This is a genomic window from Erwinia sp. Eh17-17 (genome assembly GCF_039675725.1).
In the GTDB taxonomy this organism is placed as follows: domain Bacteria; phylum Pseudomonadota; class Gammaproteobacteria; order Enterobacterales; family Enterobacteriaceae; genus Erwinia.
Map to the genome: position 1 here is coordinate 261,448 of NZ_JBDFQT010000001.1, position 24,389 is coordinate 285,836.

14 protein-coding genes are annotated in these 24,389 nt (G+C 58.0%); 7 read left to right on the forward strand and 7 right to left on the reverse strand.

From position 1 onward, the window contains the following. Genes mdtC through ABEH87_RS01150 form a run of 3 tightly spaced genes read right to left on the reverse strand, consistent with a single transcriptional unit; the run spans nt 1 to nt 7,432 of the window. Nucleotides 1–3,075 (reverse strand): multidrug efflux RND transporter permease subunit MdtC, encoded by a 3,075-nt coding sequence (mdtC, locus tag ABEH87_RS01140; RefSeq protein ID WP_346573158.1) that lies wholly within the window; start codon nt 3,073–3,075, stop codon nt 1–3. Continuing rightward, nucleotides 3,072–6,188, reverse strand: a complete 3,117-nt coding sequence (locus ABEH87_RS01145) for an MdtB/MuxB family multidrug efflux RND transporter permease subunit (protein ID WP_346573160.1) — start codon at nt 6,186–6,188, stop codon at nt 3,072–3,074. The genes mdtC and ABEH87_RS01145 overlap by 4 nt, the downstream gene beginning before the upstream one ends. Further along, a complete protein-coding gene (locus ABEH87_RS01150; protein ID WP_346573162.1) occupies nt 6,188–7,432 on the reverse strand; it encodes an MdtA/MuxA family multidrug efflux RND transporter periplasmic adaptor subunit in 1,245 nt (414 codons plus the stop codon). The genes ABEH87_RS01145 and ABEH87_RS01150 overlap by 1 nt, the downstream gene beginning before the upstream one ends. Nucleotides 7,433–7,685: 253 nt before the next feature. Between ABEH87_RS01150 and ABEH87_RS01155 the strand changes: the two genes are divergently transcribed. Both ABEH87_RS01155 and ABEH87_RS01160 read left to right on the forward strand, forming a co-directional pair. Continuing rightward, nucleotides 7,686–8,648: an aldo/keto reductase gene (locus tag ABEH87_RS01155; RefSeq protein WP_346573163.1), complete on the forward strand. Its 963-nt coding sequence runs from the start codon at nt 7,686–7,688 to the stop codon at nt 8,646–8,648. Nucleotides 8,649–8,907: 259 nt separating this feature from the next. Beyond that, nucleotides 8,908–10,071 (forward strand): MFS transporter, encoded by a 1,164-nt coding sequence (locus tag ABEH87_RS01160; RefSeq protein ID WP_346574538.1) that lies wholly within the window; start codon nt 8,908–8,910, stop codon nt 10,069–10,071. 27 nt (nt 10,072–10,098) lie between these two features. On the opposite strand, the gene yegD is transcribed toward ABEH87_RS01160, so the two are convergent. Continuing rightward, entirely contained in the window at nt 10,099–11,451 is a 1,353-nt protein-coding gene (yegD, locus tag ABEH87_RS01165) for a molecular chaperone (protein ID WP_346573165.1), read from the reverse strand. A 177-nt stretch (nt 11,452–11,628) separates the two neighbouring features. Here yegD and ABEH87_RS01170 point away from each other — a divergent pair, with 177 nt between their 5' ends. Beyond that, nucleotides 11,629–13,032, forward strand: coding sequence for a hypothetical protein (locus tag ABEH87_RS01170; protein WP_346573166.1), 1,404 nt, complete (start codon nt 11,629–11,631; stop codon nt 13,030–13,032). An 11-nt stretch (nt 13,033–13,043) separates the two neighbouring features. Here the strand turns inward: ABEH87_RS01170 and ABEH87_RS01175 are convergent, their stop codons facing one another. Together ABEH87_RS01175 and ABEH87_RS01180 are read right to left on the reverse strand one after the other, a co-directional pair. Continuing rightward, the gene (locus ABEH87_RS01175; protein ID WP_346573168.1) at nt 13,044–16,379 is read right to left on the reverse strand and encodes a diguanylate cyclase; all 3,336 of its coding nucleotides are present in this window, start codon (nt 16,377–16,379) and stop codon (nt 13,044–13,046) included. A gap of 141 nt (nt 16,380–16,520) precedes the next feature. Beyond that, a complete protein-coding gene (locus ABEH87_RS01180; protein WP_346573170.1) occupies nt 16,521–17,150 on the reverse strand; it encodes a phosphatase PAP2 family protein in 630 nt (209 codons plus the stop codon). A 246-nt stretch (nt 17,151–17,396) separates the two neighbouring features. Between ABEH87_RS01180 and udk the strand changes: the two genes are divergently transcribed. The 3 genes from udk to asmA are packed head-to-tail and all read left to right on the forward strand — an operon-like array spanning nt 17,397 to nt 20,505. Further along, nucleotides 17,397–18,038, forward strand: a complete 642-nt coding sequence (gene udk / locus ABEH87_RS01185) for a uridine kinase (protein WP_346573171.1) — start codon at nt 17,397–17,399, stop codon at nt 18,036–18,038. A 24-nt stretch (nt 18,039–18,062) separates the two neighbouring features. Beyond that, nucleotides 18,063–18,644, forward strand: a complete 582-nt coding sequence (gene dcd / locus ABEH87_RS01190) for a dCTP deaminase (RefSeq protein ID WP_062742834.1) — start codon at nt 18,063–18,065, stop codon at nt 18,642–18,644. 13 nt (nt 18,645–18,657) lie between these two features. Continuing rightward, nucleotides 18,658–20,505, forward strand: a complete 1,848-nt coding sequence (asmA, locus tag ABEH87_RS01195) for an outer membrane assembly protein AsmA (protein ID WP_346573173.1) — start codon at nt 18,658–18,660, stop codon at nt 20,503–20,505. 66 nt (nt 20,506–20,571) lie between these two features. Here the strand turns inward: asmA and ABEH87_RS01200 are convergent, their stop codons facing one another. Continuing rightward, the gene (locus ABEH87_RS01200) at nt 20,572–22,137 is read right to left on the reverse strand and encodes a TerC family protein (RefSeq protein ID WP_346573175.1); all 1,566 of its coding nucleotides are present in this window, start codon (nt 22,135–22,137) and stop codon (nt 20,572–20,574) included. Between the two features lie 809 nt (nt 22,138–22,946). Between ABEH87_RS01200 and wbaP the strand changes: the two genes are divergently transcribed. Further along, the gene (gene wbaP / locus ABEH87_RS01205; RefSeq protein ID WP_346573177.1) at nt 22,947–24,380 is read left to right on the forward strand and encodes an undecaprenyl-phosphate galactose phosphotransferase WbaP; all 1,434 of its coding nucleotides are present in this window, start codon (nt 22,947–22,949) and stop codon (nt 24,378–24,380) included. The last annotated feature ends 9 nt before the right edge of the window (nt 24,381–24,389 follow it).

Sequence of the window (24,389 nt, forward strand, 5' to 3'; positions counted from 1 at the left end):
TCAGCCTTCCTCTTTCACAGTTTTAAGGCGTGGTTTGCGCCGCAGTTTGTCCATATACAGATAGACCACCGGCGTGGTGTACAGCGTCAGCAGCTGGCTCATCACCAGACCGCCGACGATGGTGATCCCCAGCGGCTGGCGCAGTTCGGCACCGTCACCGCTGGTCAGCACCAGCGGCAGCGCGCCAAACAGCGCGGCCAGCGTGGTCATCATGATCGGCCGGAAACGCAGCAGGCTGGCCTGGAAAATCGCCTCGCGCGGCGTCATACCGCCGTTGCGCTGGGCGTGTAGCGCAAAGTCCACCATCATAATGGCGTTCTTTTTGACAATGCCGATCAGCAGCAGGATGCCGATCAGCGCAATCAGGCTGAACGGCGCACTAAACAGTTCCAGCGCCAGCAGCGCCCCGACCCCGGCGGAAGGCAGGGTAGAGAGGATAGTCAGCGGATGGACATAGCTTTCGTACAGGATGCCGAGCACGATATAGACCGTCGCAATCGCCGCGACGATCAGCCACAGCTGGCTGCTCTGCGTCTGCTGGAATACCGCCGCCGTCCCGGCAAAGCTGCCGCGCACGCTGGACGGTACGCCCAGTGAGGTCATGCTGCGGTCAATCGCGTCCGAGGCCTGCGACAGCGATACCCCTTCCGGCAGGTTGAACGAAATGGTGGATGCCGCAGACAGCCCCTGATGGTTAACCGACAGCGGCGAGTTCGCCGGCTGCCAGCGGGCAAATGAGGAGAGCGGGATCGACTTGCCTTCGCTGTTAATCACGAACATCTGGTCAAGGGCGCTGATATCCTGGGTATAGCGCGGGTCCACCTCCATCACCACTTTGTACTGGTTCAGCGGTTGATAAATGGTGGAAATCTGCCGCTGGCCGAAGGCATTATTCAGCAGGTTATTGGCATCCGCCACGTCAATACCGAGCCGCGACATGGTGGCGCGGTCGTAAGTCAGCGCCATTTCAGAACCTTTGTCTTCCTGGTCGGAGTTGACGTCAGCCAGGTCGGGCAGGGCGGCGAACGCCCGGCGGATCTTCGGCTCCCACTCGCGCAGGTCGTCCAGGCTGTCTGACAGCAGCGTGTACTGATAACCCGCGTTCGACTCGCGCCCGCCGACGCGAATATCCTGTACTGCCATCAGGAACAGGCTGGCACCGGGCTCTTTAGCCAGCTTGCCGCGCAGACGGGCGATTGTCTGCTGGGCCGTGTCACTGCGTTCACTGAGCGGTTTCAGGGAAATAAACATCGAACCGCTGTTGGTGCGCGATCCGCCGGTAAAGCCAACCACGCTTTCCACCGCCGGGTCAGCGTGGACGATGCGCATAAAGTCTTCCAGCTTGCTGCGCATCGACTGGAACGAGATGCTCTGGTCAGCCTGGATAAAGCCCATCAGCCGCCCGGTGTCCTGCTCCGGCATAAAGGTTTTCGGAATGGAAATATACAGATACACCGTCAGCCCGATGGTGGCGATAAACACCAGCAGCGCCCAGCGAGCGTGGTCCATCACCCGGTGCAGCGTGCGGCCATAGCCCTGCTGAACGGCCAGCAGCACGCGGCCAAATCCGCGAATACGCGGCTGCTGATGTTGTGGCTTATTGCGCAGCAGCAGGGCGCACATCATCGGCGTCAGAGTAATGGAGATCACCAGCGAAATGGCGATCGCCACCGAGAGCGTGACGGCAAACTCCTTGAAAAAGCGCCCGATAAGACCACCGAGCATCAGCAGGGGAATAAACACCGCAATCAGCGAGACGCTCATCGACACCACGGTGAAACCGACTTCACGCACCCCCTGCAACGCCGCCTGCAGCGGTTTGACTCCGGCTTCAACGTGACGCGAAATATTTTCCAGCACCACGATGGCATCGTCGACCACAAAGCCGGTGGCCACGGTCAGCGCCATCAGGGACAGATTGTTCAGGCTGAATCCGCACAGGTACATCGCGGCAAAGGTGCCGATCAGCGACACCGGCACGGCCACCGCCGGGATCAGCGTGGCGCGCCCGGAGCGCAGGAAGGCGAAGACCACCAGGATCACCAGGCCGACGGAGATCGCCAGCGACTGCTCTACTTCATGCAGCGAGGCGCGGATGGTCGGTGAACGGTCCTGGGCCACTTCCAGCTTGATCGAGGCCGGGATGATGTTACTCAGCTGCGGGATTTCCGCGCGGATACGGTCCACGGTATCAATAATATTGGCTTCCGGTGCCTTGCGGATCAGGATCAGGATCGCCGGACGGGCATTCGACATGCCGGCGTTGCGCACGTCCTCCACTGAATCGGTGACGGTGGCGACATCCTGTAACCTTACCGCCGCGCCTTGATTGTAATGGACGATCAGCGGCTGATATTCGGCGGCGGTTTGCAGCTCATCATTGGTTTTTAGCCACCAGCGCTGATGGTGGTCTTCAATCGCCCCCTGCGGTTTACGCACGTTGGCGCTGGCGATGGCGGTGCGCACGGCATCCAGCGACACCCCCTGATTAAACAGCGCCTGGGGATTGAGCGCGACGCGCACTGCCGGCAGGGAGCTGCCGCCGATGGTGATATCGCCCACGCCATCAATCTGCGCCAGTTTCTGCGCCAGCTGTGTAGACGCGTAGTCATACAGCTGGCCGGGAGACCAGGTGTCGGAGGTCATCGTCATGATCATGATCGGTGCGTCCGACGGGTTAACTTTGCGATAGGTGGGGCGGCTGGGCATCCCGGTCGGCAGCAGGCTCTGGGCGGCGTTAATCGCCCCCTGCACGTCGCGTGCTGCGCCGTTGATATCGCGTTCAAAATCAAACACCAGGATGATGCGCGTGCTGCCGAGCGAGCTGGTCGAGGTCATTTCACTGACCCCGGCAATGCGGCCGAGCGCGCGCTCCAGCGGCGTCGCCACCGATGACGCCATGGTTTCCGGCGATGCGCCGGGCAGCGATGCGCTGACCACGATCACCGGGAAATCCACCTGCGGCAGCGGGGCAACCGGCAGCAGGCGGAAACCGAGGATCCCGGCCAGCAGGATCGCCACCGTCAGCAGCGTGGTGGCGATGGGGCGGTGGATGAACAGGGCGAAAAATTTCACTCTGCCTCCCGCTTCGTCAGGCGGCGCGTGGCGCGTGACAGACGGTCAAACAGCAGGTAGATAACCGGGGTGGTAAACAGCGTCAGGACCTGGCTGACGACCAGCCCGCCGACCATCGCCGTCCCCAGAGGACGGCGCAGCTCAGCGCCAACCCCGGTGCTCAGCATCAGCGGCAGCGCGCCAAACAGCGCCGCAAGGGTGGTCATCAGGATCGGACGGAAGCGCAGCAGGCAGGCCTGGTAAATCGCTTCATACGGCGTCATTCCCTGTTCACGCTCGGCAGCCAGCGCAAAGTCGATCATCATGATGGCATTCTTCTTCACGATGCCGATCAGCAGAATAATCCCGATAATGGCGATCACATCCAGCTCGCTGCCGCTGACCAGCAGCGCCAGCAGGGCACCGACTCCGGCGGTTGGCAGGGTAGACAGAATGGTCACCGGGTGAATAAAGCTCTCGTACAGCACGCCCAGCACGATATACATCGCCACCACTGCCGCCACAATCAGCCACACCGTGCTGGAGAGCGCGGCCTGGAAGGCAAGGGTGCTGCCCTGGAACTGGGTCATGATCTCCGACGGCATGGCAAGGGACTGCTCGGCCTGAGTGATGGCATTAACCGCCTGCTCCAGCGAATAGCCCTGGCTGACGTCAAACGAGAAGGTGGTGGACGGGAACTGGTCGAGGTGATTGATACTCAGCGCCGTATGGCGCTGCTCCACGCTGGCGATCGCGCTCAGCGGCACGCTGCCGCCTTCGGTGCTCTTCAGGCGAATGCTCTGCAACGCTTCCAGCCCCGGCGTGGCGGCGGTGTCATGTTCCAGCACGACGCGATACTGGTTCGCCTGGGTATAAATGGTCGAGATTAGCCGCTGGCCAAAGGCGTTATACAGCGCATTATCGACGTCGGCCAGTGAGATACCTAACCGGCTGGCGCTGTCACGATCGACGCGGATATAGGCTTCCAGTCCCTGATCCTGCCAGTCGCTGCTGACCTCTTTCAGTTCCGGTAACGTGGCCAGTTTAGCCTGTAGCTTCGGCACCCACAGGCTGAGTGCCTCGAGCGACCCCGCCTGCAGGGTGAACTGATACTGCGTGCGGCTGGCCTGGGTATCAATGGTCAAATCCTGCACCGGCTGCAGCCAGAGCGTGACGCCGGGGATCTTCGCGACCTGCTGTTGCAGGCGGGCAATCACCGCCGGAATGCGGTCGTCGCGTTCGTCCAGCGGCTTGAGGTTAATTTGCAGCCTGCCGCTGTTCAGCGCCGGGTTGGTGCCATCGACACCGACAAACGAGGTCAGGCTCTGCACCGCCGGGTCTTTCATGATCACCGAGGCGACATCCTGCTGGCGCTGGGCCATATTGCTGTAGGAGACCGACTGCGGGGCCTGTAACGTGCCCTGGATAATACCGTTATCCTGGATGGGGAAGAAGCCTTTCGGGATCGCCAGCCACAGCAGCACCGTCAGCGCCATGGTGCCGATCGCCACGCCCAGCGTCAGCCACGGATGCTTCAGCACCTTTTGCAGCATACGGCCGTAGCGCGCAATCACCCGCTCAAACAGCGCTTCGCTGGCGCGGGAGAAGCGGTTCTGTTTGCGCAGCGACTCCACGCTCAGCATGCGCGCGCACATCATCGGCGTCAGCGTCAGTGACACTAGCGCTGAGATAAGAATGGCGACTGCCAGCGTGATGGCAAACTCGCGGAACAGGCGGCCGACAATATCGCCCATAAACAGCAGCGGGATCAGCACGGCAATCAGCGAGAACGTCAGGGAGATAATGGTGAAGCCGATTTCTCCCGCGCCTTTCAGCGCCGCCGTCAGCGGTTTTTCCCCTTTTTCGATATAGCGCGAGATGTTTTCAATCACCACGATGGCGTCATCGACCACAAAACCAGTGGCGATGGTCAGCGCCATCAGCGTCAGGTTATTCACCGAGAAGCCAAAGAAATACATCACGGCAAAAGTGCCAATCAGCGACAGCGGAACCGCCACCGCCGGAATAATGGTGGCGGCCACATTGCGCAGGAACAGATAGATAATCATCACCACCAGCGCCAGCGCCAGCAGCAGCTCAAACTGCACATCGTGGACGGAAGCGCGGATGTTGGTGGTGCGGTCCGTCAGCAGCTGAACGTCCACTGACTTCGGCAGCGACGCGGTGAGGGTGGGCAGCATCTGGCGGATATTGTCTGCGGTGGCGATGATATTTGCCCCCGGCTGACGCTGCACGTTGAGCACAATCGCCTGCTGGCGATTGGCCCAGGCTCCGAGCCAGCTGTTCTCTGCACCTTGCTCCACCGTGGCGACATCCCCCAGGCGAACCGGCGCTCCGTTCAGGAAGGTGACAATCAGCTGGCGGTAACCTTCTGCCGTCTTGATTTGATCGTTAGCCGACAGCGTAATTGAGCGTTCCGGGCCGTCCAGGCTGCCTTTCGCCGAGTTGACGTTGGCATTGGCGATGGCCGTGCGCACCGTTTCGCTGGTGATTCCCAGCGCGGCAAGGGCCTGTGCATTGAGTTTGACGCGTACCGCCGGGCGCTGGCCGCCGGAAAGGGTGACCAGACCCACTCCGGAAACCTGTGAGATCTTCTGTGCGACGCGGGTTTCCACCATATCCACCACCTGCGTCATCGGCAGGCTGGTGGTGGTGACCGCGAGGGTCATAATCGGGGGATCGGCCGGGTTAACCTTGCTGTAGACCGGCGGATTGGGCAGATCGCCGGGCAGCAGATTCGTGGCGGCGTTGATGGCGGCCTGTACCTCCTGCTCGGCCACATCCAGCGGCAGTTCCAGCTGGAATTGCAGCGTCACCACAGAGGCACCGCCAGAGCTTTGTGAGGCCATCTGTTTCAGGCCGGACATCTGACCGAACTGGCGCTCCAGCGGGGCGGTAATGGCCGAGGTCACCACGTCCGGGCTGGCGCCAGGGTACAGCGTCACCACCTGGATGGTCGGATAATCCACCTCCGGCAGGGCGGAGACCGGCAGGGCGCGGTAGCCGATAATCCCGGCCAGCAGAATAGCGATCATCAGCAGCGTGGTTGCGACCGGGCGCAGAATAAACAGGCGGGATGGCCCGCCGCCGGGAGTAGGGGGCATCACCTGCATCAGTCGCTGGCTCCCTTCGCCGGCTGTGCCACCTTACCGGAGGTTAGCGGCGTGGCCTGTGGGGCAACCACTTCTACCTTCGCCCCTTCTGTCAGGCGATCCAGCCCGTCGGTGACCACTTTTTCCCCGACTTCCAGCCCGGCTTTAATCACCACTTTTTCGCTGTCCTGGAGTTCCACTTCGACGATTTTTTTACTCACTTTACTGTCACTGTTCACCACCCAGACGAAGCTGCCTTCGTTCCCCATCTGCAGCGCCGCCGGCGGAATGACAATCGCATCTTTCAGGGTGCTGACCTTCAGACGTGCGTTGACGAACTGGTTGGGGAACAGGCTGTCATCCTGGTTGGTAAAGCGTGCTTTCAGCTTGACGGTGCCGGTGGTGGTGTCGATCTGATTATCCATGCTCAGCAGCATCCCGCTGGTCAGCAGCGTTTTGTTGCTGCGGTCCCAGGCTTCTACCGGCACGTCACCCTGCTTCTGGGCGCTGAGGATGGCGGAAATGGTTTTTTCCGGCAGGCTGAACACCAGGTCGATGGGGTGAGTCTGGGTGATCACCACAATGCCGTTGGTATCGCCGCTGGTAATGTAGTTGCCCACATCTACCTGTTTCAGCCCCACGCGGCCATCAATCGGCGCGGTCACGCGGCTGTAGGTAAGGTTGAGCCGCGCACTGGCTACGCTACCTTCATCGGCCCTGATGGTGCCGAGGGTTTCACTGACCAGCGAGCGCTGAGTATCCAGCTCCTGCTGCGAGACCAGGCTGGTTTTGGCCAGTTTTTCATAGCGTGCCAGGTCGCGCCGGGCGTTCGCCAGCGTCGCTTTGCTTTTCGCCAGCTGTCCTTCGGCCTGCATCAGCGCCACTTCATAGGGACGCGGGTCGATCTCCGCCAGCAGTTGCCCGGCTTTCACTTCCTGGCCTTCCTTAAAGTGGATGGCCATCAGGTCACCGTCAACCCGGCTGCGCAGCGTGACGGTATTCGCCGCCGTCACCGTCCCCAGCCCGGAAAGATACTGCGGCACGCTCTGGCGTACTGCCTCCGCTGCCTGTACCGGTGCCGCGACGCCGCTCATGCCGCCCGGTCGCCCACCGCCGCGATGGCCTTTACCCCCCGGCTGCGCTGCCCCTTTTGCGGGCTGAGCCTGAGATTCGCTGCTGTGGCTGTACCACCAGTAACCCCCTCCGGCAACCAGCGCAACGGCGATGACCAGGGGGATCAGGGGAAAACGACGCGGTTTTTTCATGTTTTTTGCTCTCGGTAAATCTGGCACATGCCCGGACAGGACAAAAAAGTGTCCCGAATTTTATAAGAATAGCGAATTTCAACCGCTGAAAAATGAAGGAATTAAGGATAACGGGTTAGATTTCTTCTGTCCTGCCTGGTTGTGACTTAAATTGCAAATCTTTTGCCACAAAACATCGAGCGCGAAATAATGAGTTTGCTAAGCTTACAGACTGTCGCACCCGTGCTAATGACTTCATATGAGGAGAATGACTATGAGTAAGTTAGAACACCGTCAGCTGGGCCGCTCTGGCATCCAGGTACCGCCCCTGACCTTTGGCGGTAACGTGTTTGGCTGGACCATCGACGAAAAAACCTCGTTTACCCTGCTCGATGCGCTGGTCGAGAAAGGGCTGTATTTTATCGATACGGCGGACGTCTATTCCCGCTGGGCGCCGGGCAATCAAGGCGGTGAATCAGAGGTGATTCTCGGCAACTGGCTGAAGAAAAGCGGTAAACGCGACAAGATTGTGCTGGCGACCAAGGTCGGCATGGACCTGGGAGATGGCAAAACCGGGCTGTCAGCGAAATACATTCGTCAGGCGGTTGAGGCTTCGCTGACCCGGCTGCAAACGGACTATATCGATCTTTATCAGGCGCACCGCGACGACGCTGATACCCCGCTCCAGGAGACGCTGGCCGCCTTTGATGCCCTGATCAAAGAAGGGAAAGTGCGGGCAATCGGTGCTTCTAACTACTCCGACGATCGCCTGCGCGATGCGCTGAAGATCAGTGCAGACAACGGTCTGGCGCGTTATGAAACCCTGCAGCCAGAATACAACCTGTATGACCGTGAAGGTTACGAAGGCGGGCTGGAACAGGTGGCGAAAGAGCAGGGTCTGGGCGTCATTAACTACTATTCTCTCGCCAGCGGTTTCCTCAGCGGCAAATACCGCAGCAAAGAGGATGCGGCGAAAAGTGCGCGCGGTCAGGGAGTGGTGGATAAATATCTCAACGAGCGCGGTCTGAAAATTATTCATACTCTGGTGCAGGTGGCGGAAGCGCATCACGCCTCGCCGGCACAGGTGGCACTGGCCTGGCAGATGGCCCGTCCGTCCATTACGGCTCCTATTGTCAGCGCCACCTCGCTGGAGCAGGTGGACGAGCTGGCGAAGGCCGCAGTGCTGAAGCTGAAAGATGAGGACCTGCGCCTGCTGTCCGAAGTCAGCAGCTACTAAACGCCGCTGAGCCGCTGGCTCAGCGCGTGATCATAAAACAGCCCGCTCTGGCGGGCTTTTTTTCGTCAGCGCGTTGGGGGACAATTTTTTGCGCAAGTTTCAATTCGTTACTATCCCGCTCAGTGATTTATCGCCATTTTCAGGCATCATAAGTAAAATCTGATACTTTTATGATTCAGTGATGTTTTATCACTCTGACCGCCTGACCAGGGGAAATACCGTGTCCCAATCTCAACGATCGCTTCAGGCGCTGTGCCTGATGAGTTTTTTTCTTGCCGATGTTCGTGATGGTCTTGGGCCTTTTTTAGGCATTTTCCTCACCGAACGCGCCTGGAAGCCGGATGATATTGGCCTGGTGATGACGGCCGGGGGGCTGGCCGGTCTGCTGGTAACCCTTCCGGCGGGGGTGATGATTGATGCCACCTTGCGCAAACGCCTGTGGATACTGATTTGCTGCATGGTGATCACCTGTGCCACGCTGTGGCTATGGTATCGGCCTGAACCGGTTGCCGTGACGCTGTCGCAGATAGCGACCGGCATTGCGGCCGCGTTTATCGGCCCGGCGCTGGCCGGGATCACCCTCGGCATCACCGGTCAGGCAGGCTTCAACCGTCAGATTGGGCGCAACGAAGCGTTTAACCATGCGGGGAATATGACCGCTGCGGTGCTGGCAGGATTAGCCAGCTGGTACAGCGGCATTGGTGCCGTCTTTGTACTGATGACGGGCATGGCGCTGCTGACCTCTGTGGCGGTGCTTGCCATCCGGGAACAGGATATCGACCATGCCGTCGCCCGTGGTCTGGCCTCTGCTCATGACAACACCCCCGTTCCCCGCTTATCGGTGCTGGCGAAAAATCCGCTGCTGCTTATCACCGGCCTGACGCTGCTGCTGTTTCATCTGTCGAACGCGGCGCTGCTTCCCATGCTCAGTATGCGCGTTGCCTCGGCGACGGGCTCCGTGGCGATAAATCCGGGACTGTATGCCGCTGCCACCGTGGTTATTTCTCAGTGCGTGATGATCCCGGTGGCGCTGTATACCGCCGCGCGCATTGAGCAGTATGGCTACCGACGTCTGATTATGCTGGCACTGCTGGTGCTTCCCTTTCGCGCCGCCATCGCCGCCGGGTTTGCAGAACCGCTGGCGATGATCCCGGTACAAATCATGGACGGACTGGCGGCGGGGATCCTCGGTGTGGCGCTACCGGGGTATGTGGTGAGCGTGCTCAAGGGGTCGGGACATGTTAATGCGGGGCAGGGGATGATTATGTTTATGCAGGGCGCGGGAGCTGCTTTCAGTCCCGCACTGGCGGGGTGGATTGCCACGCGCTACTCGTTCAGCGTGGCGTTTTCCGTGCTGGGGCTGATTGCTTTGCTGTCGCTGCTGCTCTGGTGGCGGGCCGGACGGGAGCGTTCACCGGCCTGACCGGATGGCCGGTCAGGCCGTAAAGGTTTAACGGAACATGACCTGCGCCCAGCGCGCCAGCCCCGCCGTGACGGAACCAAAATCATCTCCGCTGGCCAGCGGAATGTCCGGTAACTGCTGCTGTAACGCCGCACGCAGTACCGGAGATTTGGCGCTGCCGCCGGTCAGGTAAATCACATCAGGGCGTGTGCCGCTGGTGTTGAGCGCCAGCGTTACCTGCTCCTGAATACGCTCCAGCGGCTGGCTGATGGCCGCCTCCAGTGCCGCTACGGTGATCCCGGTTTCCAGACCACTGTCGATAAAGCTCAGTGCGGTCTCTACGCTGTCACGCTGCGACAGGGCAATTTTGCTCTCTTCTGCGGCCCGCACCAGGCGATAGCTCAGGCGCTGCTGCCATACTTTCAGCAGGCGCTGGACTTTGGCCGGTTCCGCCGCGTCGCGGATCAGATCCTGCAACTGTTTGCGTGACGCGGTGGCATAAAAGTCGCTCTGAGCCGGGACATCGTTGATCGCCACGGCGTTCCACCACGGCAGAGCAGGCAGGCCGGTGCCTTTTACCGTTTCACCCCCCAGGCCGAGCAGCGGCATCAGCTCTTTAAAGGCCAGCATGATATCCAGATCGTTACCGCCGACGCGGCAGCCGCTGTGGCCCAGCAGGCTGTCACCCCGGTCTGCCCGATCGTGCCACTGTGGCCCCATCAGCAGCATCGAGCAGTCGGTGGTTCCCCCGCCGATATCCACCACCAGCACGCGGGTCTCCCGGGTGAGCGTTGATTCAAAATCCAGCCCGGCCGCAACCGGTTCAAACTGAAAAATTACATCGCGGAACCCGGCGCGGCTGGCTGCCCGCGCCAGAATACCTTCGGCCTGCTGGTTGGCATCATCACCGCCCAGACCCTGGAAGTTGACCGGACGGCCAATCACCGCCTGAGTCACGCTGTCGTTCAGCGTGCTTTCCGCCGTCTGACGGATATGCAGCATCATTGCGCATACCAGATCTTCAAAGAAAGCGACCTGCTGCGGCTTCAGCCCGCTGGCCCCGAGGAAGGATTTCGGTGATTTGACGAACCACACGTCTTCCGGGTCATCCATATATTGTGCCAGCGAGGCGAGGCCAAATTTTACGCTGCCTGGCAGGACCTCAATATCTTCTTCGCGGTTAAAAGCCAGCGCGCGACGCAGCAGCGCCTGGTTTTCTGCCTGCGGGGTCGGAACCTGGTGATGGCGGAACAGCCATTCGCTGACCGCATCACGGGTGGGCGCACACAGCATTGAGGGTAAATAAGGCGAGCCCTGCTCTAACGGCAGCAGCTTAGGGGCGCCGTTTTCCATGATGGCAATTGAGCAGTTTGCCGTGCCGTAGTCGAAACCGATAAACATCGTTTCCTCCGCTGAGTGTGAAAAAAGGGGGCGACTTTAGCCTGAGTGCGTGAGCGGTGCAAGTAACAAGATAGTGTTTACGCAGAGCGCTTTTATTTATCTGTCCGGTTTGTATAGAATCGCGCCCATAAAATGGAATAACCGCCTTGCCATCCGGCACCGGGCCGGGAGGGGTAAATGAGCTGGTCGGTACTTTTGCTGTTGGTGGGGTTAATGATTGCCCCACTGGTTCTGGGCATGACGGCGCTGGCCGTCGCGCTGCGCTGGCGGCGGATCCGTTCGCGCTGGGTGCTGCTGGCGTTATTAGTGCCACAGGCGCTGATCGTGGCGCTGTTAATCTGGCCGGGCGGGCTGAAGGTCGTCAATTTTTCAGGCGAAATCCTGTGCTGGATGGTGACGCTGGTGGCCTGGCTGACGCTGATACTGGCGCGCTGGCAGCCGCGTGACGCCCCGCCGGTCAGGGCGCTGGCGACCGGCTGGCTGCTGTTTAGCGTGTTTACCGCCGCCTTCTGGTTCTATCCGTCCCATCAGAGCACCATGAACTGGACGCGTCACGAGCGGCAGATGCAGCACAATCTGGTGTTGCTTGAGCAGGGGGCGACAACACAGCTGAACCGCCTGCCGGACGACAGCGCGCGCGAGCTGTTTTACCGCGCGGCGGCCAAAGATTACCCCGAGCAGACGCTGCGCTATTTTATCCGCCGTGGTCTTTCTCCACTGGATAAAGGCGACAATGGTTACAGCGCTTTAAGCAATGCGATTGAAAGCCATAATCCGGCGGCGCTGAGACTGTTCCTGTCGGTGCTCAGTCCGGCACAGATTCAGGCCCTCTCTTTTGATTACGATCCGCTGCGCGATCTGCGCCTGGATCCGCCAGCGGGAGAGGCGCAGCAGCAGGCGTTTTATGCCAGCATGGCCCTGCTGCTGGCCGCCCGCCCTGACTGGATCCACTCGCGCGATAAGCAGAAACCGTCCTACCTGACCACGGCGATTTTCAACGGTAACACCGAGAGCGCCAACTTCCTGCTGGCCTACCTGCCCGCGCCCGAAGGCCTGTGGCACCTGGCGCTGCTGGCGCTGAACGGAGATACCGCACCCCTGATGGCGGCCCTGCGCCAGCAGCCGGGACAGCTGGAGCAAACTTTCTCTGAAGGTGCCGGGCGCAGCCTGACGCTGATGGCGTGGATGATTAAATACGCACCGCCAGCGACCCGCACGACGCTGCTGAACAGCGGATTGATTCGCTGGGACCATTATCTGCAACCCGAAGGCCAGCCCGGCAAAGAGGAGATGACCAATACGCTGATTGATGAGGCGCGCGGTAACTGGCGCTTCCGCGAGGAATCACCCAGCGTGTTACAGCAGGTGCTTGCCACCGCCATCGCTCAGGGCGCGACGTTGCCACCCGGACAAATGGTGGAGGTGTTCCGCTATGAGGACCAGCCCGACACGCTGCGGGTGATGCTGAAAGCCGGCCTGGCCTGCGGCCCGCTAATGGCGGCCAGCGCGCAGCGGTTGACCGACTCCGCGCAGGATGAGAAAGCCCGCCGCTGGGTCAGTGAGGCCTGTCTGCGGCCGTAATGGTGTTAGCGTTATTTTATCGCGAAGTAGCTGTTCACCAGCAGTGCCGACAGCGGCTGGCGTGGGGCAATCGTATCGCCCCACACCACGTCGATGCCAATCGATGACAGCGTATTCAGCGCCGCCGGAAGCTCTACCGGCCCGGCGAGGGTGGCAATCCCCAGCCGCTGCGCATGGCCGTGAATAATCGATACCATCATTTCATCCATCAGATTGCAGTGGACGTTAGCCACCAGTTCACTGGCGAGGATCAGATAATCAATGTCCTCTGCCGGTAGCTGGTTAAAGGCGTCGAGGTTGCGGCCAAAATCACGCAGAATAATACGGCTTCCGGCAGCGCGCAGTCGGGTAATGTTGTGATGCACCACCTCATCATACTGGCTCAGCACATCGGCATTGATGGCAAACCAGATGCCGTTAGCGGGCACGTTACAGCGCGCAAACTGCGCCAGCGTGTCGCTGATAAAGTGGTGGTCACGCAGGCCGAAGCCGGACACCGGCAGCGCCAGCGTCAGCCCTTTAGCGAGCGTCCCCTGCGCGTAGTGCTGGAAAAACTCGCCGATCAGCTTGCGGTCCAGCGCGACAAAAAGTTCAGCGTCCTGCAGGCCTGCCCGGAAGGTCTGCTCTTCGATCTCGTGGCCTTCCGGAGTAAACAGCTGCATCTCTGCCAGCCAGAAGCTGGTGGCGTAAATTTTTGCCGGCGGGGCCGCTGCCCAGACTTGCAGGCGCATCGGCTGCCGGGCAATGATCTGCTCGTTCTCAAGGCGACTCATCACCGGCTTGAGGCGTTTAAGCAGATGACTTTCGTATAGCGATAGCTGACTGCGCCCGTTGTGCTTGGCGTTATAGCAGGAGAGGTCGGCCTGTGCCATCAGCTCACTGGCGCTGGCATTGTCCGCACTGATCTGTGTCAGCCCCGCGCTGGCACCGACGCGATGCAGACGCCCCTCCCACAGGAAATCGTGTTCGTTGACCGCATTAATAATCCGCGCGATCGCCTCGCTGGCCTGCGCCAGCGAGCAGTCCGGTAACAGTATGCCAAACTCATCGCCGCCGAGGCGGGCAAGAAAATCGCTGCTGCGCAGGTGGTGCAGCATCACGCTGGAAATTTCCCGCAGCAGGGCGTCACCGGCCGCGTGGCCGGCGGTGTCGTTAACGGCTTTAAAACGGTCAAGGTCGATAAACACCAGGACATGCTGCTGGTCTGCACAGGTAAGGATCAGCCGTTTAAGCTGCTGTTCGAAACTTACCCGGTTGGGCAGGCGCGTCAGCATATCGTGCGAGGCGCTGTAACTCAGACGCCGCAGCATCTCGCGCGATTCACTCACATCCTGAATGACCATCACGCTGCCGATATTGTCCCCTGACAGCGTCTTCAGCGGCGACAGGCTGTAATGCACCGCAAACTGCTCACCGCTACGGTTGTGCAGTACCAGTTCGGCATCCAGCTCACCGGGCGTTTTTTGCAGAGGTAAATCGCACAGCAGCAGATTGTCCCGCTGTGGCCCCTGGCTGCCGTGGGTAATGCGCAGGATGTCGCTGAGAGGTTTACCGGAGGCCTGATGTTGCAGCCAGCCGCTCATCTTTTCGGCCACCGGGTTCATGAAGATGACGCGCATCTCTTCATCGGTGCTGATCACCGCTTCCCCGATAGCATCCAGCGTGATATGCATACGCTCTTTTTCTTCATACAGCGCATCGGTCAGCTGGCGCAGGGCGCTGATGTCCTGATTGATGCCCAGCATGCGCTCCACGTGCCCTTTATCATTCAGCACGATGCTGCACTGGGCGCGGATATGGCGCACGCCGATATTGGAATCAATGCGGAACTCAACATCCACGGGTGTCCCCGTTTTCGCCGCATGGTCGAATGCGCTGATGGCTCTGTCGCGATCGGCAGGGTGCAGGCTGTTCGTCCAGGTCAGATAGTTGGCCTGGGCGTTAGCGGGCAGCTGATAGATCTGGAACATGCGTTTATCCCAGTTCATGGTGCCGGTCTGTAAATCCCACTCCCAGACGCCGATCCCGCCTGCTTCATTGGCCAGGGTGATGCGCTCCATCAGCCGCTGATTCACCTTCTCGGTTTTTTTCAGGTCGGAGATATCTTCGATCTGGGCAATAAAATAGAGCGGCTGCTGTTCACTGTTGCGCACCAGGGACACCGCCAGCAGCGTCCACAGGATCTGCCCGTCTCTACGGTAGTAGCGCTTTTCCATGCTGTAGCTGGCAATGTCACCGGCCAGCAGAGCGTTCATCTGGTTCAGGTCGTCCTCAAGGTCTTCCGGATGAGTCAGATGCTGAAAGGTCAGGTCATAGAGTTCTTCAGGCGTGTAGCCGAGCAGGTGGGAGAGTGCCTTATTCACCTGCATCCACTTGCCGCTGGTCGCAACCAGCGCCATACCGATGGCGGAGTACTCCATCGCGTGACGAAAGCGCGTTTCGCTCTCAGCGATACGTTTGCCCTTTTCGCGGAAGGAGTGCATCACCAGCGTCATCATATGGCTGGGGATCAGCGCCATCAGGAAGGGTAACCACGGTGCTGAGATCAGCAGCTGCGCATTATTGGTATCATTGGGGATCAGCTGTAAAGCCAGCATCAGCGACATCATCAAGATGGTGGCCAGGTAGATGGCAAATGCCTCAAAGCGCGGCAGACGCACGGCGCTGTAAAACAGCACCACGATGATGAAGGTAAACGGCCAGGGCAGATAGCGCAGGGCGACCCAGCACAGTATCAGCGTCAGTATCAGGGTCACCAGCGTTTCCAGCAGCAGCTTCTGGCGCAGGTGGCTGCGCATACAGCCCGGCTGCCACAGCAGGCACACCGGACCGAGGGCCAGCATCCCGATCACTTCCGACAGCGTCCAGGTGGCGAAGAAACGCATCGTCGTCGGGCCGTGCGCATGGAGTAGCCAGCTTGCCAGCAGCCCACCAATCAGCGGGGTGAACAGACCCACGGTGAGCATCATTTTGCACCAGCTGAACAGTGAGTCCAGCGGCGCGCGCGGGTCCAGCAGCCGTCTCAGCAGGGTGCCGCCGATCAGCGCCTGCAGCATGTTCAGCAGCGGGAATTTAAGATTAGGCAGTGAAGCGCCCAGTACGGCGGCATTGGCACAGGCTACGCCAGTCACACAGCCAAGCAGAAGAACGGGAAGCGCACGCGGTGGGTTACGAAAAACCACCATGGTCATCAGGGCAGTCGAAAACCACAGCGGTGAGATCTGCCCGCTGATTTTAATCAGTTCCAGGCAATAAAAAGTGACGACAAAACCCAACATGCTCAACAGCAGGCCGTTAAACCACTGTGGGCGGGAGGGGGCTACAGGCGATAAAATTTCTGTCGTCATGTCATATCCAGCACGGCGCCGCTATAGGCGTAATCTCAATATCTAATGTCATGCTAGCATAAGAAATAAGCGATACAGCGCCAAAATCAAAAGATCGCTTTATTCGGACGATTGAAGCGCGGATGACGACCGTAATTTGCCTTACTGACGTGTTTTAAGCAGTTCCTCACGGGTCCATGCGTGGTCGATTCCGGCAATCTGTACGGATAGCCGCTGCAGGAACTGCTGAGTTGTGGCGATGCGACCGTGCCCCATCAACAGCAGCGGCAGCAGCAGGGCAAGACTCAACTGCCACAGCGAAAACCCGCGCAGACGAATGTGGCGCTGGCTGAAGAGATATATGCTGCTGAGGGTGAAGCCGAGGGTCAGACCGGCGATCACTTCACTGACCGAGTGATAGTTCAGCACCAGGCGCGACACGCCCACCATCAGTGGGATCAGATAACCGACGGCAAGGGCTGCACGGCGCCAGTTAATCGCGAGACTGCCGCTTAACAGCCAGAGTAAAACAGGCCATAACGTGGCAGACATCGCGCTGTGGCCGCTAAAACCGGTAAAGTTGAAGCGTGCGCTGCCAATGCCAAACCCCAGGAAGGCAATTTTAGACAGGCTGACCACGGCCCCGGCCGTACAGAAAGCCAGTACCCAGTATCCTGCAGTGCGTCTGGAGTCGCTTTTCCAGTAAAGCAATAGCGCCATGATGGCGGCAGTGGGGATCAGCAACATGCTGTCACCAAAGTAGGTCAAGATATGAACAATATGCCAGGACACGCGTTTTCCTTGTTGCTGTTTTTCTGTTTAGCAGTTTAACGAGGAAAGTTATTGTCGCCTAACGGGAAAGTCTGAAAAGGCCGCAGGCGCTTTTTTCTGGCATCAGCAGGGCGAACTCCCTATAATTGCGCCCGCTATACCCTTCATTTTCAAGCTGCAGGCAAGCGGGCAGCCAAATCTGTCTGTAGCGCTAAATCTGCCGGGTGTGCTCACCCTTATATTGTCTCAGAATCAGGTCTTTAATATATGACTGACAAGTCGCATCAGTGCGTCATCGTAGGTATCGCAGGCGCTTCTGCCTCGGGAAAGAGTCTTATTGCCAGTACGCTGTATCGTGAAGTGCGCGATCGGGTCGGTGATGAAAATATTGGTGTCATCCCCGAGGATGCCTACTACAAAGACCAGAGTCACCTCACCATGGAAGAGCGGGTCAAGACCAACTACGACCACCCCAGCGCCATGGACCACAACCTGTTGTTGCAGCATTTGCAGATGTTAAAAGCCGGTCAGCCGATTGACCTGCCGGTGTACAGCTATGTTGAGCATACCCGCACCCAGCAGACGCTCTGCCTCAAGCCGAAGAAAGTGATCATTCTTGAGGGGATCCTGTTGCTGACCGACGCGCGCCTGCGCCAGGAAATGAACTTCTCCATTTTCGTCGATACCCCGCTGGACATCTGTCTGATGCGCCGTATGAAGCGTGATGTTAATGAACGCGGCCGCTCAATGGATTCGGTAATGGCACAGTATCAGAAGACCGTGCGCCCGATGTTCCTGCAATTTATCGAACCTTCAAAACAATACGCTGACATCATCGTGCCGCGCGGCGGCAAGAACCGTATTGCCATTGATATTCTGAAAGCGAAAATTAATCAGTTCTTCGAGTAATCGAAGTGTCTGCTGGAGCACCCGATGAGATTATGCGATCGCGATATAGAAGCCTGGCTCGATAATGGCAAACTGGGGATTGATCCCCGCCCGCCGGTGGAACGGATTAATGGTGCCACCGTTGATGTGCGTCTGGGCAATCAGTTCCGCACGTTTCGCGGCCATACGGCCCCTTTTATTGATTTAAGCGGTCCGAAAGATGAAGTGAGTGCGGCGCTGGATCGCGTAATGAGTGATGAAATTGTCCTGCCGGAAGGGGATGCGTTTTATCTGCATCCCGGTGAGCTGGCGCTGGCGGTGACGCTGGAGTCGGTGACACTGCCTGACGATTTAGTCGGCTGGCTGGACGGGCGCTCTTCGCTGGCGCGCCTCGGCCTGATGGTCCACGTCACTGCGCACCGTATCGATCCCGGCTGGCAGGGCCGGATTGTGCTGGAGTTCTATAATTCAGGTAAACTACCGCTGGCACTGCGTCCCGGTATGCTGATTGGTGCGCTCAGTTTTGAACCGTTATCGGGCCCGGCGGCCCGCCCGTACAACAGTCGGCAGGATGCCAAATACAAAGGTCAACAGGGCGCAGACGCCAGTCGTATTGATAAAGACTAGACATGGAGAAGGCATGAAAAGATTTATTACCACACTGGCCATTCTACTGGTGGTGATGGTGGCTGGTATGACCGCGCTGGTCGTGCTGGTCAATCCTAATGATTTTCGCGCCTACATGGTTCGCCAGGTGGAACAGCAGAACGGCTACCGCCTGGCTATCAATGGTGACCTGCGCTGGCATGTCTGGCCTCAGCTCAGCATCCTTTCTGGCCCGATCACGCTGACGGCGCCGGGTGCCACTCAGCCGGTGGTCAGCGCTCAGAACATGCGTCTGGACGTTGACCTGCTGCCGCTACTTTCCCATCAGCTTTCGGTCAAACAGGTGATGCTGAAAGGTGCCGTCGTGCGCCTGATGCCGGACAGCGAAAGCCAGCGACCGGCAGATGCGCCGATCGGTCCTGCCGACAGCAGCGACACCTCCCCGGTGATTGACGTCACGCGCGGCTGGAAATTCGATATTGCCCATCTGCGTATTGCCGACAGCCTGCTGGTGTGGCAGCAAAATAACGGCGAACAGCTGAACGTGCGCGATTTCAATCTTTCGCTGGACCAGACTCAGCCCCGCCGCGCCCATGTTGAATTCAGCAGCCGTATCAACCGCGACCAGCGTGAGCTGCAGCTGAATATTAATAGCGACCTGGATATTACCGGCTACCCGCAGCGCCTGGGCGCGGCGATCAATAAGCTGGAGTATCAGCTTAAAGGGGCCGATCTTCCTCAGGACGGCGTTAAAGGTCAGGCTCAGATGACCGCGAGCTGGGATATTCCGGCGCAGCGCTTCAGTCTTGACAATATCAGCCTCAGCGCCAATGACAGCCAGATCGCCGGAAGCCTGTCCGGTACTCTTGGCGAGCGTCCGCAGCTGGAAGGGCGGTTACACGCCACTACGCTCAATCTTGATACGCTGCTGGGCCTGAGCCAGACCTCCGCTGCGGGCGTAGCGGTGGCCGATCGTCGCGCGGGGCCTGCTCCGGTGATTGCTGCTCTGCCAGAATATGACAATGCGAACTCTCCGCTCAATGCCATGGATGGAAAACTCACGCTGGAGGCCGACACGCTGAGCTGGCGCGCTATGCAGTTTAATGCGGTTCAGCTGGTGGCCGCCAGTGAGCGCGGTTTGCTGACGGTCAGTACTTTCAAAGGGCAGTCAGCGGATAGCCGTTTCTCACTGCCTGGCACCATTGATGTGCGCACCGCCCTGACCAAAGTTACGCTGCGACCGGAACTGCAGGATTTTGCGCTGTTACCCCTGCTGAAAGGGTTCGATCTGCCGGATACCCTCAGCGGTAAGCTGTCACTCAAAGGCGACTTCAGCGGTGTGGGCCTGACCGTGGCAGCGTTTAAACAGCAGTGGCAGGGCAGGGCGGAGATGAGCATCCGGGATGCGCAGTTTGCCGGGCTGAATTTCCAGCAGATGATCCAGCGCGCGGTGGAAAATAACAGCAGTAAAGTCCACGGTGACAGCGGTGATAGCCAGTCGAATCTGCAGCAGATCCAGGGCACGCTGGCGCTGAAAAACGGTGTCTTTGATTTCGGCAACCTCGACGCCAGTTCCGGCACGCTGAACTACACCGGGGCAGGCTCGATTGACGTGGTGAAAAGGCTGCTGGATATTCGCTTTGGCGTGACGGTGACGCAGGGCTGGAGTGGCGACAGTACGCTGGTACAGCGTTTGCAGCAGACTCCGGTGCCGCTGCATATTTATGGCCCGTGGGCGGCCATTAATTACAACCTGAAGGTGGATCAGGTACTGCGTCAGCAGATTCGCGATGAAGCGCGCCAGCGTCTGAAACAGTGGATAGAGCGTAACCCCGACAGCGACAAAAGCAGCGATGTCAAAAAGGTGCTGAAAGACCTGTAATTGCCGCCGGATGGCATGGGCCGACCCTTTTCCGGTCGGCCCGTGCCGGTGGTTCACCCGCCAAAATTAACCTTCGTGACTATTCGGGATAATCTGCACCTTCTGTACCCGGTGGCTCTCGACCTGCAGGGTGCGGAACAGATAGTCGCCTACCTGGACTTCTTCCCCTTCCTGCGGAACATCCTGTAAGTGCTCCATTAACAGCCCGGCGAGGGTGTTGTATTCGCGTTTTTCATCCAGCTCCAGCGGCAGATGCATCACCAGGTCATCAAGCGGCATATGCCCGTTGGCCGTCCAGCTTCCATCGGCGTTCTGCTGAATGTCATAACGCGGATCGATTTTTTCCCCTTCATTGGGCAGGTTCCCGGCAATCGTCTCCATCACATCGCTCAGCGTCACAATCCCCTCGACGGAACCGAACTCATCCACCACAAAGGCAAAGTGGGTACGCGCCGTGCGGAACTGTTCCAGGGCCGGGAGCAGGCTGAGCTGCTCCGGGAACACCAGCGGCTGGCGAATCAGCCCGCGCAGATCGAGATCGTTACCGTGCAGCGCCTGCTTCAGCAGGTCAATCACATGGACGACGCCGAGAGGCTCCTCACTGTTTTCCGTAATGATCAGGCGCGTGTGCTGATTATTATCGAGCTGCGCCATAATTTTATCCGGCGATTCAGCCAGGTCGATGTGCTCAGTATCATGCCGGGAGGTCATAATACTGCTGACGCTGCGCTGGCCCATCGCCAGCACGCGGGCAATCATCATCCGCTCCTGCTTGTTAAAGATCGCCTTACGCCCGGCGTTATCGGCAACCAGCGAAGAGGTTTCAGCATCCAGCTCCGCCTGTTCATGGTGGCCGCGCAGCAGCCGTAATACCGCTTCTGCGGTGCGCTTACGCAGCGGTGACTTTGCCGACAGGAAGCGGCGGCGGTTGAACTGTGCCAGCTGATTCAGGGCTTCGATAATCACCGAGAACCCGATAGCGGCGTAGAGATACCCTTTCGGGATAGCGTAACCAAAGCCGTCAGCCACCAGGCTGAAACCGATCATCAGCAGGAAGCTGAGGCAGAGAATAATAATCGTCGGGTGGCCGTTAACAAAACGCGTCAGCGGTTTACTGGCCAGCAGCATCAGCACAATCGCGATGATCACGGCGGCCATCATCACCGCAAGATGGTCCACCATGCCCACGGCGGTGATGACTGAATCCAGCGAGAACACCGCATCCAGCACCACGATTTGCGCCACCACCGGCCAGAATCGTGCCCCACGTTTCTGTGGGCCTTCTTCCTCATCTTTTCCTTCCAGCCTTTCGTTTAACTCCATCGTGGCTTTAAACAGCAGGAATACCCCACCGACCAGCATGATCAGATCGCGTGCGCTGAAGGGGTGCTCATTGATGCTAAACAGCGCAGAGGTTAAAGAAGAGAGCCAGGAGATAGAGGCCAGCAGCAGCAGGCGCATGACTAACGCCAGCATCAGGCCCGTTACGCGGGCACGGTCACGCAGCGCCGGAGGCAGCTTTTCCGCCAGTATGGCGATAAATACCAGGTTATCGATACCCAGCACCAGCTCCAGCAGGACCAGCGTGACCAGACCGGCCCAGATTGACGGGTCGGCGATCAATTCGAACATTGTTTCCACCTGAACAGCATTTGCAATATTCAATGATGTGACGGAATCGGTCCCATTTCAACCCGTAATCCTGCTGTATCCCCCTTGCAGCATTAACCGTCGCAGAAATAGGGCAGATAGCAGGATAAATAATCACCGTTTGCCGGAAATCTTAAACTGTTTTTTTCAGGAATAATCGTATAGGGACAGAATGATTAAAGAGTGATACTTATAGCCTGAATACCGGGTAGTAAGATTAATCTTATTTACCGCATGGCATTAATCTTAATTTTACCGCGAGAGGAGTTAGGCAATGAGTGGTACTGACACAGTAGTAACGTAGTCTTAATCCTAAAAGAAGGTATGGGCGCGGGGAGCCTCTTGTAAACAGGCCAGTTATAACTAGTATAGCAACGTGTTACTGAATGTCTGCGTGGATGTTGAATTTAGCGCAGTGAAGGCGGATCCAATGTTGATTTATGTGAATCAACACACAATCCGCTAACTCAGCGTTAAAGCCTGCTGCAAGAGAAGTCAGGAAAACAACATGAAACGGCAACATTTTACAGCGCATTGGCAGCTACAAGCCAGGGGCGGTAGCGTGTCCTGACGAGTCTTGAGACTGTTCAGGAAGCGCCGCGGAACAGTAAACGTTCATGTTGATTTTCTTGCCAAAATCTCTAGCCGCTATGCCAGCTTCGATGACCTTTTTGTCAGACTCCCTAAATAAGTTTCCTGTGTAATAACTGATGTGTTGATTAAATACTCATCTCACCAGGTCAGAGACCAATAAAACACAGGCTTCCTAAGATAAAAATTACGAGTTAACTATGCGCGATATTGAATTTACCTTTAAAGGGTTGTTAATAAAACTGTCATTAGCTCTCTCAGACCTCATCTGTTTTAATGCAGCACTGGCATTAGCCATATTGCTGATTAATAGTTTTGCAGGTGATGTTCTGGCAGATATTCCAGCCGTCGATTTCAAACTGACTATTGCAACACATATTATGCTGTCTGTTGTGTGCGTAGGTTGGTTCTGGGTGAGATTACGGCATTACACCTATCGCAAGCCATTCTGGTTTGAGTTAAAAGAAGTCTTCAGAACTATCCTGGTGTTCTCAATAATTGCGCTGTCGATTAGCGCATTATCAAAATGGGAATTATCCCGCTGGATTTGGGTATTAACCTGGCTGCTGGCTATGGTGATGATCCCTGTCGGTCGTGCGGTGGTGAAGCGTGTGCTTAACCGCAATAACCTGTGGAAGAAACAGTCGATCATTCTGGGCAGCGGTAAGAACGCTGAAGAAGCGTGGCAGGCGCTGCAGAGCGAAGAGGTGATGGGCTTTGATGTCGTGGCCTTCTTCGATGTTGACGGCAGCCAGCCGGCTTACGAACTGTTTGGTGTTCCGGTACTGAAAGACGAGCAGGCACTGTGGGCGATGGTCAACAGCGAAACGCAGTTTATCGTGGCCGTGGAATATGAGCAGAGTCAGTCACGCGACCTGTGGTTGAAAAATCTGGCCAAACATAATTGTCGTTCAGTCTCGGTGATCCCTTCATTACGCGGCGTACCTCTTTACGGTACGGATATGGCCTATATCTTCAGCCATGAAGTGATGATACTGCGCGTTAATAATAACCTCGCCAAGCGCACCTCGCGTTTCCTGAAACGTACCTTCGATATTGTTGGCGCACTGAGCATTATTACCATGCTGCTGCCGGCATTAGCCGCGCTGATCTTTATGGTATCACGCGACGGTGGCGCACCGATTTATGGTCATGAGCGCGTTGGCATGAATGGCCGCAAATTTAAATGTCTGAAATTCCGCTCAATGGTGGTGAATTCAAAAGAGGTGCTGGAAGAAGTGCTGCGCACTGACCCGGCCGCCCGTGAAGAGTGGGATAAAGACTTTAAGCTGAAAAATGACCCGCGTATTACGCGTGTGGGACATTTTATTCGCAAGACCAGTCTTGATGAACTGCCGCAGCTCTGGAATGTGGTGCGCGGTGAAATGAGTCTGGTGGGGCCACGCCCGGTGATCGAAGCCGAGCTGGAACGCTATGCGGGTGATGTTGATTACTACTTTATGGCTAAACCAGGCATGACCGGTCTGTGGCAGGTAAGTGGACGTAACGACGTGGATTATGAAACGCGCGTTTACTTCGACTCCTGGTACGTCAAAAACTGGTCACTGTGGAACGATATCGCCATCTTGTTCAAAACTGTGGGTGTGGTTCTGAAACGGGATGGGGCTTATTAAAACAAGCCA

Bases quoted from the DNA above. Each gene is read 5' to 3' on its own strand.
- ABEH87_RS01145 (WP_346573160.1), bottom strand. From the start codon at position 6,188: ATGCAGGTGATGCCCCCTACTCCCGGCGGCGGGCCATCCCGCCTGTTT.
- ABEH87_RS01150 (WP_346573162.1), bottom strand. From the start codon at position 7,432: ATGAAAAAACCGCGTCGTTTTCCCCTGATCCCCCTGGTCATCGCCGTT.
- ABEH87_RS01155 (WP_346573163.1), top strand. From the start codon at position 7,686: ATGAGTAAGTTAGAACACCGTCAGCTGGGCCGCTCTGGCATCCAGGTA.
- ABEH87_RS01160 (WP_346574538.1), top strand. From the start codon at position 8,908: ATGAGTTTTTTTCTTGCCGATGTTCGTGATGGTCTTGGGCCTTTTTTA.
- yegD (WP_346573165.1), bottom strand. From the start codon at position 11,451: ATGTTTATCGGTTTCGACTACGGCACGGCAAACTGCTCAATTGCCATC.
- ABEH87_RS01170 (WP_346573166.1), top strand. From the start codon at position 11,629: ATGAGCTGGTCGGTACTTTTGCTGTTGGTGGGGTTAATGATTGCCCCA.
- ABEH87_RS01175 (WP_346573168.1), bottom strand. From the start codon at position 16,379: ATGACGACAGAAATTTTATCGCCTGTAGCCCCCTCCCGCCCACAGTGG.
- udk (WP_346573171.1), top strand. From the start codon at position 17,397: ATGACTGACAAGTCGCATCAGTGCGTCATCGTAGGTATCGCAGGCGCT.
- dcd (WP_062742834.1), top strand. From the start codon at position 18,063: ATGAGATTATGCGATCGCGATATAGAAGCCTGGCTCGATAATGGCAAA.
- asmA (WP_346573173.1), top strand. From the start codon at position 18,658: ATGAAAAGATTTATTACCACACTGGCCATTCTACTGGTGGTGATGGTG.
- ABEH87_RS01200 (WP_346573175.1), bottom strand. From the start codon at position 22,137: ATGTTCGAATTGATCGCCGACCCGTCAATCTGGGCCGGTCTGGTCACG.
- wbaP (WP_346573177.1), top strand. From the start codon at position 22,947: ATGCGCGATATTGAATTTACCTTTAAAGGGTTGTTAATAAAACTGTCA.